This window comes from Streptomyces sp. NBC_00829 (assembly GCF_045161795.1).
GTDB lineage: Bacteria > Actinomycetota > Actinomycetes > Streptomycetales > Streptomycetaceae > Streptomyces.
In genome coordinates this window covers 120,651-132,191 of sequence record NZ_CP108868.1, presented here as the reverse complement: position 1 = coordinate 132,191, position 11,541 = coordinate 120,651, and the positions used below count along the sequence as shown (strand labels likewise).

Annotated in this window: 7 protein-coding genes and 1 pseudogene; 4 read left to right on the top strand and 4 right to left on the bottom strand. The window is 66.9% G+C overall.

Annotation, left to right across the window (positions count from 1 at the left end; genetic code table 11):
* Positions 1-83: 83 nt before the first annotated feature.
* Positions 84-266 (bottom strand): hypothetical protein, encoded by a 183-nt coding sequence (locus OG293_RS40230; protein WP_406003895.1) that lies wholly within the window; start codon positions 264-266, stop codon positions 84-86.
* A gap of 370 nt (positions 267-636) precedes the next feature.
* A pseudogene (locus OG293_RS40225) lies at positions 637-1,823 on the bottom strand (ISAzo13 family transposase); the annotation flags it as partial.
* A 142-nt stretch (positions 1,824-1,965) separates the two neighbouring features.
* On the opposite strand from OG293_RS40225, the gene OG293_RS40220 reads away from it, so the two are divergent.
* Both OG293_RS40220 and OG293_RS40215 read left to right on the top strand, forming a co-directional pair.
* Positions 1,966-2,568: a DEAD/DEAH box helicase family protein gene (locus OG293_RS40220; protein WP_331752115.1), complete on the top strand. Its 603-nt coding sequence runs from the start codon at positions 1,966-1,968 to the stop codon at positions 2,566-2,568.
* A 200-nt stretch (positions 2,569-2,768) separates the two neighbouring features.
* Positions 2,769-3,584 carry a hypothetical protein gene (locus OG293_RS40215; RefSeq protein ID WP_331752114.1) on the top strand — a complete coding sequence of 272 codons (816 nt, stop codon included), beginning with the start codon at positions 2,769-2,771 and terminating at the stop codon, positions 3,582-3,584.
* A gap of 913 nt (positions 3,585-4,497) precedes the next feature.
* Here the strand turns inward: OG293_RS40215 and OG293_RS40210 are convergent.
* Together OG293_RS40210 and OG293_RS40205 are read right to left on the bottom strand one after the other, a co-directional pair.
* Positions 4,498-6,039: a trypsin-like serine protease gene (locus OG293_RS40210; RefSeq protein ID WP_331752113.1), complete on the bottom strand. Its 1,542-nt coding sequence runs from the start codon at positions 6,037-6,039 to the stop codon at positions 4,498-4,500.
* Positions 6,040-6,113: 74 nt separating this feature from the next.
* A complete protein-coding gene (locus tag OG293_RS40205) occupies positions 6,114-6,614 on the bottom strand; it encodes a hypothetical protein (RefSeq protein WP_331752112.1) in 501 nt (166 codons plus the stop codon).
* Positions 6,615-7,022: 408 nt separating this feature from the next.
* Here OG293_RS40205 and OG293_RS40200 point away from each other — a divergent pair, with 408 nt between their 5' ends.
* Together OG293_RS40200 and OG293_RS40195 are read left to right on the top strand one after the other, a co-directional pair.
* On the top strand, positions 7,023-10,961 hold the full coding sequence (locus tag OG293_RS40200; protein ID WP_331752111.1) for a polymorphic toxin-type HINT domain-containing protein: 3,939 nt from the start codon (positions 7,023-7,025) through the stop codon (positions 10,959-10,961).
* A 17-nt stretch (positions 10,962-10,978) separates the two neighbouring features.
* Complete coding sequence (locus tag OG293_RS40195; RefSeq protein ID WP_331752110.1) at positions 10,979-11,419, top strand: hypothetical protein; 441 nt, start codon at positions 10,979-10,981, stop codon at positions 11,417-11,419.
* Positions 11,420-11,541 lie beyond the last annotated feature (122 nt).

Below are 11,541 nucleotides of genomic sequence, written 5' to 3'. Positions count from 1 at the left end.
CCGGCGCAGCCGCAGCGATACGCGAAGGCCCCGCCCGCGATCACGCGGAACAAACAGGGCGAACCGATAACCCGGTCAGGCAATCACAGCCGCTGACGAATCGAGGCTAAGACAGGGTGCGGCGCCGGTTTCAGACGTTTTTCCGGCGGACGGGATCTTGCGTCTTCTGGAGATTGAGCTTCAGGCAATTCAGCTTTCACCGTATCGCGCAGGTCCCTCAACGCGCCGCTCCATACGCCTGAACGCGACCGTTGATTTTCTGCCATGCTGTTGTTCCCTTTTCCTTTCGGATCCAGGTTAGGCATCGGACCTAGAAACGACCTTCCAAGTTTCTCCCGACTACGTCGGGAATATGACAGAGCGCCTCGTGGCGCAGCGGCCCATATCCTCCAGATTGGAGCCGGTGGAACTCTTACGGGGCGTCAGACACTGGTTCCTCTCGTACGGCGTCTCGTCTTGCTTGCCGGACCCGCGTCGTCTGGAAGTGCCGACGCGTCCCGTCGTTGTCAGGGCTGCTCTCACCTCCGCGTGCATCTCCACGCATCGGCTGCCCTCAGCTTCACCAGCCTGCTGCGACAGGCCGGCGGTAGGGGTCTTTCACCCCTACCCGGTATCAAGTGGCGCCTCGTGGCGCACCAGCGTGTAGTTCCAGTCGCCGTGCCACTCGTGGCGGTGCAGGGGCAGGGCGTCCATCTGCCGGTCGCCGATCCGGACTCCGGTCTCGTAGGCGTCTGTGTCGAGTTCGGCGTGCACCGTCAGCCCAGTGCGGGTGGTCGTCGCGGCGATGCTGTTCACGATGACTTCGTGGCTCGTCAGGGGCCTGCCGCGCCAGTTCATGGTGATATAGGAGAACAGCCGGTGCTCGATCCGGTTCCATTTAGAAGTTCCCGGAGGAAAGTGACACACCGTCACTTCCAGGCCGGTCTCCAGGGCCAGGACGGCCAGTTCGGCCTTCCAGGCGCGGGTGCGGTAGCCGTTGGAGCCGCCCGCGTCCGCGGTGATCAGCAGGCGCCGGGAGCGGGGGTAGACGTCGCGTCCTTGGCCGTTCCACCAGCGGCGGATGGACTCCACGGCGAAGGCTGCGGTGTCGTGGTCCGACACTGACCCAGCCGGTGTTGCGGGCCAGGTCGTAGATCCCGTACGGGATGGCCTTGCCCAGCTTCGGGTCGGGAAAGTCGTGCGTGCGCACCTGGACCGGCTCGCCCTCACGGTGCCACTCGGCACCGGCGTTCTTGTAGTTGCCGACCACTTCCTTCTTTTTCGTGTCGACACTGACCACTGGGTCCCCGGCGGCCTGGTACTGCTTGGCCCGCTCGTTGATATAGCGGAACTGGCCGTCACGGTCCGGGTGCTGCCTGCCCTCGACGGTCTTGGCGTTGCCCTGCAGACTGAAGCCTTCCTCACGCAGCAGGTCGGCCACGGTCTCCGCCGAGATGCGGTGGCCCTGCCCCGTGAGCACGCCGGCCAGGGTGACGGGTCGACTTCGTCGTCCAGCGCAGCGGCGACATCGGATCACCCCGCATGTCCGGCTCGACGAGCGCCAGCAGGGCAGGCCGCAGTCCAGGGTCGAGGTCCGCCGCGCGCTTGCGGCCTCCGCCCTCCCGGCGGACCCGACCCAACGGGGCCACCCCGGACTCCAGTTCCGCCACTCCGCGGGACACGGTTCCCTCGCGTACCCCGGCCGCACGGGCCACTGCCCGGATCCCTCCATGCCCCAGCACCCGAGCCTCCGCCCCCATGGCCAACCGACGCTGACGCTCGTCCAGATGCGGGAACAACACCTGGAACTTCGCCGCCAGATCTGCCTCAACCCCGCCCAACATCCCCATACCACAGCAACGACGAGCAATCAGGGAAGCAACGACTTGTTTCTCCGCAGGCCCTTAGCGTTGTTTTTTCGGCGAGAACTACTGGGACCCCATCCTCGGCACGCAGACCGTCCGTGCGGAGCACGGCGGCGGCTCAGTGTGGGAGGTCAGGGGACCAACAACCGGCATCGCCGCGACCTCCGACTGGGGCACGGCCGCGAAGCCCGCTCCCGACATCGCCAAGTCCCTGCTGGAGCAGCGCACCATCATGGTCACCAGGACCGTCCGGGCGCCTGACGGCAGCGAGCACTCTGTCCGGGACGACGAGGCCACCAGTGCCGCGCAGGCCAAGGCCAAGGAGATGGCCGACCGGTTCTCCGAGTGGGTGTGGGAGGACCCGGAGCGCTCCAAGCGTCTGGCCCGCTTCTACAACGACCGGTTCAACAACCTGGTCATGCGGGAGTTCGATGACTCCCCGCTTGCGCTGCCTGGCGCGATCAACGAGTGGACTATGCGGCCGCACCAGAACGCCGCAATCCGCCGGATCGTGCACGAGCCGTCCGTGCTCCTGGCGCACGTAGTCGGCGCTGGCAAGACAGCCACGATGGTCGCCGGTACCCAGGAGCTGCGCCGCACCGGCATGGCGAAGAAGCCTGCCATCGTCGTCCCGAACCACATGCTCGGCCAGTTCCGCCGCGAGTACCTGGAGCTGTACCCGGACGCGAAGCTTAGGACAGTCCGATGTCCTCCGCGAGCATGAATAGCGCCTCACGGACCGTCAGGAGTTCTTCGCCGCGTGCGGCTTCGTGCCGTCCGCCCCTCGGCTGCATCGGTTCCACCTCCCAAGCGCGGTCCCCCCGATCAGCCACTGTCGGGCCTCAACCGGCAACCGCAATAGAATGCTCGTTCTGCAGCAAGGGGGAATCCCGCCTTGCCCTACCATGACCCACTGGGAAGACAATGCGGCGTTCAGCCATTCTCATCAGCATCAGTGCCATAGCCGTGTTCGGCTCCGCCTGCTCCTCCGGCAAAGCGGCGGAAGGCAAGGGACAGGTGTCGTCCACCGATCCGGGCTCCGCGGTACGGGCCGCGGTCGGCGCCGCGGAGAAGAGCACGGCCCGGATCGACGAAGAGATCAGGCTGACCAATGAGGGCAAGGACTTCACCATCGCGGTGAAGGGCATCTTCGACATGAAGGCCGACAAGGGTCGCCTGACGGCCTCGCTCGGGCAGACCGGCGGCCCCGCCGAGCGCGCGGTGCCTCTGGATGAAGTCTTCAGCGACGGCACCATCTACTTCCGGATGCCGGGTGAGAGGAACGGCGATACCGGCTGGCGCTCCACTCCCCGGGACAAGGCCGAGGTCCACTCCCTGATGCGCGCGCCCCTCAACGACCCGGAACACGTCCTGCGCCAGGTGGCCATGGCGCACGACGTGACCGAGGTCGGCCAGGAGAAGGTGAACGGCACCTCGGCCGTGCACTACCGCGGCAAGCTGGACCGCAAGGCCCTGCTGCTGCGGATGGCCCAGGACCGGCGCGCGAAGCTGGAGACCCCGCTGGAGCAGCTGGGCGCCAGGCTCCCGGCGTTCGCCGACGTATGGGTCAGCAAGGGCGGACAGATCGTCCGTATCCGTCTTGGCTGCCACTTCGGCGAAGTGAAGTTCACGGCGACGGTGAACCTGACCGACCATGGCAAGCCCGTGGCCGCGCCGGTGCCCCCCAAGGATGCCCAGGCCGTGGCCGCCGACTCCGTCGGAGGCCCGCTCACGGGCTGATCGGCATGCGTCCGCTGGCTGAGCTTGCTCTCCATCTTCGGGAGTCACGCAGAGCGACCGTGTCGGGTTGACCCCCTGTCCGAGGCTCTCGAACAGGGTTCGACTTGGGGCGGGCCTTGGTTGTTCGCCGGTTGTGCGGGCGGCCTTCGCGCGATCGTGTGCCGTGTCGCAGGTGTTCCTGAGGAGAGCTCGGGGGTGTTCCCCGGGGGAACGCCCCCGAGGCGGTGCTTGAGTTCTAACGGTCATCGCGACGCCCGACGACTAGCGGAGGTGTTCGCTGACCTTGACCGGCGCCTGAAAGCACTGGAGCGCTCGACGCAGGCGGGCCATACCTCGATCGAGGGCGGCGCCCTCGACATCTATGACGAGGAAGGCATTCACCGGGGTTCGGTCGGAGTGCAGCCGGACGGCACGGTCGCCGTGGTTCCGGTCTCGCATCGAGTATCGCCCGGTGGCAGTACGCCTCCGGCTGGCCACCCCGACCGCGCATCCAGCCGGGCACCGGCACCAACGGCCGGACCGCCGCCCACTCCGCGTCCGTCATGTCCGTCGGATAACGCGGCTGCCGGGACCCGTTGTCAGCGGCGTTTCCGAACCGGTGAGCCAGGCAGTCACACTCCAGCGTGACTGAACTGGACTGACCGGCCATCGACACGGAACACTGCGGCACCAGGGCCTCCTGATGTTGCTCGGTGATTCGACACCAACGAGCTGTTCAGGAGGCCCTGCTCGTATGCGCCGAGCACCCCGCGACCACCCAAGCGGGACTCCCGTTCGATCGACAAACCCCAAGATCGGTACGACAACAGCTACTTACACGATCTGTCAGACACGGTCGGGCCCGTGGGCGGCCGAACGGGTTGTTGGGCGACGGGGCGGCGGTGGGTGGCGGCCCGTCGCCGTGTAGGGGGTGTCAGCTTGCGGTTGTGGTGGTGGGCCACATCAGTTGGCCGGGTGCGATGGTTGTTGCGCCGTTGCCGGCGTACCAGTACAGGCCGCCTGAGCTGACGCGGCCGAGGAGGTCGCCCTTGCGGTCACCGTTGATGTCACCGGCGAGGACCGTCTTGATGTTGGACCAGCTGGCGTCGTGCCAGAGCAGGACGGCGCCGCCGAGCGTGTGCTGCGCGTTGCCGGGGTAGAGGTGCAGCTTTCCGTCGGCGGCCACGGCGATGACGTCGTCGTAGGTGTCACCGTTGAGGTCGCCTGCGGCGATGAGGCGCTTGGTCCAGGTCTTGTCGGGCCACAGGCTGCGGCGCTCGCCGGTGAGTACTCCCTCGGGGTTGCTCGGGTAGCCGTAGAGGGCGCCGTCGTCTGCCTGCAGGGCGATGCCGTCACGCCCGGAGTCATCGGCCTTGTATCGGGTGAGCGGCCGGCTGCTGTTCCACGTGTTGTCCTTCCACATGGGCCTGCTGTCGCCGAGCTTGCCTTCGTGACTCGTGCCCGGGTAGAGCAGCAGGGCGCCTGAACCGGAGATGGCGGCGATGTCGGCCTTGCCGTCGCCGTTGAAGTCGCCGCCGATGATCTTCTTGATGCCGGCCCATCCCTTGTCGCGCCAGAGGTCGCGGCCGTACTGGAGGGTGCCGTCGGTGCGCCCGTAGAACGCCTTGAGGGAGCCGTCGTTGAGGACGGCGGCGATGTCGAGGCGGCCGTCGCCGTTGAAGTCGGCTGTGGTGATGGCATCGGTGACCTGCGAAACCAGTGGTACCAGCCGGAGCTGCTCGATCCACGCTTTGACATCGTCGGTGCGGATGGACAGGGCGTCGTTGCGGGTTTCGGTCTCGCCGAGGCAGCCGCCCTGCATGGACTGGCTTGCGATGGCGACCAGTTCCTGCTTGCCGTTGCTCTCACGCAGCAGCGGGGCGCCGGTGTCGCCCTTGCATATTGCGTCGCTCGTGGTCTTGCCGGCGAGGTGCAGGCTGGTTGCGTCGACCGCGTTGACGGTGAACGCTGCGGTGTGCAGCTTGTCGGGTACCCATGCGGTCTTGGTGCGGCCGTAGCCTGCGGTGGTCAGGGTGTCCCCTGCCGCGACGGGGGACGCGGCTGTGGTCACCGGCGTGATGTCCTTGGCAGGTTGGGCGAGGCGTGCCATGACCAGATCGCGGCCTTTGCGGGGCACCAGTTCGACGATCTCACTGACATGTCCGCCCGTGGTGGTCAGGTCCGCTCGCCCGATGGTGGCGACCGTCTTCCACTGTGGCTTGCCGGGCGCCGGCTCGCCGGTGCCGCCGGTGAAGCATGAGGATGCGGCCAGGACCCACTGGGGATCGACGAGCACACCGGTGCAGGCACGCTTGTCTTCTCCGTCGCCGATCTCGAGCTTCGCGGCGAACGAGTAACCGCCGTCAGTGGCAGGGCCGGTGGCCGCGTGCACCGGGACCGGGCCGATGGCACCGGCGACGACAGCAGCCGCCAGGGCGCCCGCAACGGCGTGAGCGCGAGGACGTGTTACAGACACGAATTGTTCCTTGTATATCGAGGTACAGACGGCAGCAGGGGGCTGCCGGCGGGCCGGAATCTTCAGCCTTTGGATCAACCGACGCGAAGCTCGACGAGCACCGAGCGCTCTCCGGTGTCCCCGGCTTCGCCGATGGGCTTGTAGTCGTGGGCTGGAGCGTCGACGACCGTCTTCTTGCCGTCGGCGGTGAGGGTCGCCTTCACCGGGTAGGCCTCGGTCCAGATGCCGAAGGCGTCGGGCAGCTCGAGGGTGACGTAGCCCTGCTTGGCGCTGACGTCGAAGCAAAAGAATGTCTGGCCGGTGCGGGACTTGACCTTGATGTCGGTGGTGCCCTCGCAGGGCACCAGGGTGATGTGGCCGTCGCCGCGCTTGAGGAGGATCTGCTGGTCCTTCTGGATCTGACTGGCGCCGGGGTAGGAGAAGTCCTCCACCGCTGAGCGCATGCCGGAGGCGGCGGCCGGTTCTGCGGCCTGCGGGAGGGCGTTTGCGACGCCGAAAGTTGTGATCCCGGCGACAGCCGTGATCGCGCCGATGAGGCCGGTGAACAGTGCTGTGCGGGCACGGGATATCGCCACGGTTCCCCCTGGGGGTTTGACAGATCAAGTGTGTAGGTCAGCACACAAGTTGTCCGAGAGTAGATCACATGTAAGGTGTCATGCGTGCATATGACCCCGCCAAGGGACCTGTGTACCAAGGGACTTGAGTTCCCTCGGCGGCGGTGACGCACCCTCGCCACCAGGCATTTTTCAGCCAACGACTTCCGCACCACGGGTGCGCCCGGCATGACCACCGGGCGCCTCAGTTTGTGGTGTGCACACGTGAAGTCGGACCACGAACAAGGGGAACCCTGCCGGATGAAACGGCGAACACTCTTCACGGGGACACCACAGCCCCAGACCATAGGGACAGCACGCTCCCGGACCGGCCGTCGGAAGTCCCGGATTGCCTTGGGGCTGCGGGGTGCCTGCGGCTCGCTGCTTTCCGTGGCCCTGATCGCAGGCTTTTCGGGCGGGTCGCCCGCCGCGGCCGGGGACAAGCCCGATCCCGCGATATCCGCCTTCGACCGGGACCTGGTCGTTGACTACTGGGTGGACGGCGGTGCGGGGATCCGGGAGGCGGCCGAGCGGGCGCTTGTGGGTTCCGACGAGGACGTCCGGAAGTTCCTCGAGGAGGCGCCCACGATCGAGTATGACGACGACTACGTCGACGCGAGCCGGATCTTCAACACCGGTGGCGTGGCTGTGCGGGAGGCGACGAAGAAGGCGCTGAAGGGCACCCCGGACGAGCTGCGTGACTACCTGCGCAGCGGGTGGCAGAAGCCGTTGGAGGAGGACCGTGAGGTCGAGGCCTCCAGGGTCATCAACTTCGGCGGCAATGGGGTCAAGGACGCGGGCAAGGCCGCGCTGAAGGCTGGCCCCGAGGCCGTCGCGAAGTTCCTGGAGAGCGGCCAGTACGAGGCGCAGGAGACCGACAACGAGGTCGAGGTCTCCAAGCTGATCAACTTCGGCGGCCCGAACATGAAGGCCGCCGGAAAGGCCGCGCTGAAGGGCACCGCGGACGACATCACCGAGTTCCTGGAGGTCGGGCAGTTCGTCGCCCGCAACCGCGACCAGGAACACGCCACGATCGCGCAGCTGACCGAGCAGGCCAAGCAGGCAGGCGTGCAGGCCGAGGCGGCCACCAAGAAGTCCGAAGCTGCCTCCGCCCGCGCGGTTGCCGCCTCGATCCTGGCCAAGGAAGCCGCAGCGAAGGCCGCCCGGGAGACGGAGGCGGCCCGCAAGGACGCCAACCGTGCCGCCTACAAGGCGCAGCAGGCCGCCGCGTCCGCGCGGGCCGCGGCTGCCGCGGCCCGGGAGGCTATCGGCGCGGCGAACGCGGCCAACCGGGCCGCCCGCACTGCCGCGCTCGCTGCGGCGCAGACCGCGAACGCCGCTGCCGCGGCGGCGAATGCGGCCAATGACGCCTACAACGCGGCGATCGCCGCATCCAAGGACGCGGGCAAGGCCGGGGCCGCCAAGCAGGCAGCGATCACCGCCCGCAACGCGGCGTTGCTCACGCGTACTTCCGCCCAGGCCGCGGAGCAGGCCCGCAAGGCCTCGCAGGCCGCCGGTGACGCCGCGGCCGCCTCCCGCAGCGCAGGAGCGAACGCGAACGCCGCCGCCGACTCGGCCGACGAGGCCAACCGGCACGCCGAGGCAGCCGGTGTCCACTCCGCCGAGGCCCGCAACGCCGCCGCTGAGGCCCGCCGCCACGCGGGCGCCGCCAACAGGGCCGCTGACAAGGCCACCGCCCTGGCGCACCGTTCGGCGCAGGAGGCGTCCGACGCCCGTGACGCCGCGAACTCCGCCGCCGCTCACGCTGAGAAGGCCGCCGACGCCGCCGACCTCGCGGCGAAGCACGCCGGTGAGAGCGCGAACGCCGCCGCGGATGCCCGCAAGTGGGCCGCCGCCGCGAAGGACGCCGCCGACACCGCGACCGCCGCGCTCAATACCGCCAAGAAGGTCCACCAGGTCGCCCTCGATGTGGAGAGCGAGGATCTCACCTCCCGCGGCGAGGCCGCTCTGGAGCAGGCCCGTACAGAGAAGGACCAGAGCGACCGTCTGATCTCCGCCTCCGCGACCGTCGCCCGCGATGCCCGCGCCCTCGACGCCACTGCCGAGGCCCTGGCCGTCGAGGCGGCCAAGGCGGACGTGGATATCGCGGCCACCGCGGCCAAGGGCCGCAAGCTCGCCCTGGACGCCCTCAAGCTCCGCGGCCCCTGGCAGCAGCAGGCCGCCACCGATGCGCTGGGTGGTTCGGACGCCGACGTGCTGGAGTACCTGCGCAGCGGCTGGAAGAAGGCGGCCTTGGAGGAGAGTCGTGACAAGGTCCTCCAGCTCAGCGTGAGCAGCCCCCACCCCTCGATCCGCCAGGGGGCCACCGAGGCACTCAAGGGCACCCCGGAGCAGATCGCCGCCTTCTACACCACCGGCCAGTACGTTGCTGGCGAAACTGACCTCGCTGTCGCCGTCTCCAAGGTCAACAACGCTGGCGGGATCAGCGTCAAGGCCGCCTCCAAGGCAGCCCTGGCCAACGGCACCGGAAAGGCCCTTGCCGCCTTCCTCGAAGTCGGCCAGTACGGCGCCCGTGTCACCGACGAAGAAGTCATCGCCTCCAAGCTCGTCAACGACGGCGGTGACGAGGTCAAGGCCGCCGCCAAGGCGGCCCTGGCCGGCACCCCTCAGAAGCTGCACGAGTTCGTCACCGTCGGCCAGCACATGGCCGCCCGCAAGGACGGACTCACCGACCACCACCGCGCCCAGGTCGAACGGCTCCTGGCCGAAGGCGAGCTCATCGTCGCCAAGGCCCAGGCCAACCGCTGGCGCGCCGCCGAAGCAGCAGCCAAAGCCAACCAGGCATCCGCCGAAGCAGCCACCGCCGCCGCCGAGGCCAAGAAATCCGCCGAAGCAGCCAAGGGCTACGCAGCTAACGCCAAGAAATCCGCCGACGCCGCCGAAGCCAGCTCCAACCAGGCAAGCCAGTCCGCGGCCACCGCACGCAACGCCGCGGCCAATGCCGACCGCGACGCCGACGCCGCCGAAACCTCCGCCGCACAGGCCGAGTTCTCCGCCAACTACGCCCGACAGTCCGCCTTGGAGGCGGACTACGACGCTGCGTGGGCACGTGCCTCCGCCATCGACGCTGGCAAGAGCAAGGACGAGGCCGAAGCAGCCGCGAGCCAGGCCTGGACCGATGTCAAACGCAAGCGCGAGGCAGAGATCGCCGAAGCCAAGCGCCAGGCCGAAGAAGCGCGGAAGCAGCAGGCGGGGGGGGCAAAGAACAAGAAGAAGCGCTGCATCGTCCCCTACAACCGGGATACCGTGCCGCCGTGCATGATGGCGCAGGACGAGTACGAGATCGTCTTTGCCAAGCCGGACCCCGAACTCGCCAAGCTCCTCGGCAAGGCCGGCTGGGAAATCTCCGGCGGCGCCGACATCGAACGGTGCATCAAGGAACCCACCTGGGGCGGCTGCACCATGGCCGTCGTCGGCGTACTCCCCGTCGGCAAGCTCAAGCTCCTCAAGAAAGCCGCCGACGGCGTCGAAGACATCGCCAAGGGAACGCGGCTGGGCAAGGAAGCGGCCGAGTGCGCCGTCAAGCAGGTCGCGCACAGCTTCCCGGCCGGCACCCGCGTTCTGATGGGCGACCGCAGCACCCGCCCCATCGAACAGATCAAGACCGGCGACCAGGTTCTGGCCACCAACCCCGAAACCGGGGCCACCGGCCCGCGCCGCGTCGACGCAACGATCTACACCCCCGACGACCGTGATTTCAACGACATCACCCTCGACCAGACCAACGGCGGCGGCTCCCTCACCTCAACGGACCACCACCCCTTCTGGACCGAGAACGACAAGAAGTGGAAAAACGCGGCCGACCTCACCCCACAGGACACCCTCCGCACCCCCGACGGTGACACGGCACAAATCAGCAGCGTCCGCCACTGGACCGGACTCGCCCCCGCCTACAACCTCACCGTCAACGACCTCCACGCCTACTATGTTCTGGCAGGCACCACGCCGGTCCTCGTTCACAACAGCAATGGATGTATTCCGGCGCTTCGGAACTGGAGGAGCCAGCGATTCCAGTTCGAGAATGAGATTTTCTTGCTCGACAAGAGGGGAATGAAGCACATCCTCACTCGCCATCACCCGAAATACTGGGATGGCTCGGTGAAGAAGATGCAGTCCTTCTTCGATTCGAACATGAGTATCGATGACGTCCAAGGGGCGATCGGGCAAGTCATTCGACAGAACCGCGATAAGCTGCTTAAGCGAGGCAGTCGGGGCATGTATCCGATTCACGGTCGGGTCAATGGCGTCGAATATGTACTCGGCATGAATAGAGGTCGAGTGGGCCAGTTCTATCCGAAAACTCCATAACCGAGGGGCCTGTTGGCGTGGTTGAGATTGAGACGTTCATGAAGGGTGTGGACGGTAGTTTCGTGCAGGTGGAAGCCTGTCATACTCCGCCGCCCGACCTCGATTACATCGAGGGTGCCATTCGACTGTCCGTTGACGGGTTGGAAATCATCGGCATTGAAGAGTGGGACTATGTTGACCAGCTCTGGTGTTATATCGCGGAGATGGTGGCCCGATTGCGTTCGTCGGGTTACGCAGAAACATATTTCCCGGATCAGCCGATCAAGCTCGTTTTCCAGGCCGCAGGGTCTCGTGTCTTGATGACCGCCAAGATCGGCAAGGAAGTCAAGAAAGCGAATGCTTCATCGACAGATCTCCTCGATGCTCTCAAAATGGCCGGACTGAGCTTCTTCGAAAAGATGTCCGAGCTTGCCCCGGATAATTCGTATGTCGAGGCGCGACAGGAGCTGTCGGTTTGAAGGAACCCAGAGGCCCCGCCGGAATTTTGAATCCGGCGGGGCCTCTGGGGCGCATGACAACAACGCTGACGGCGACGTCAGCGGACGACTTATACAGAAGAGATAGACGCGAAGATCGCACA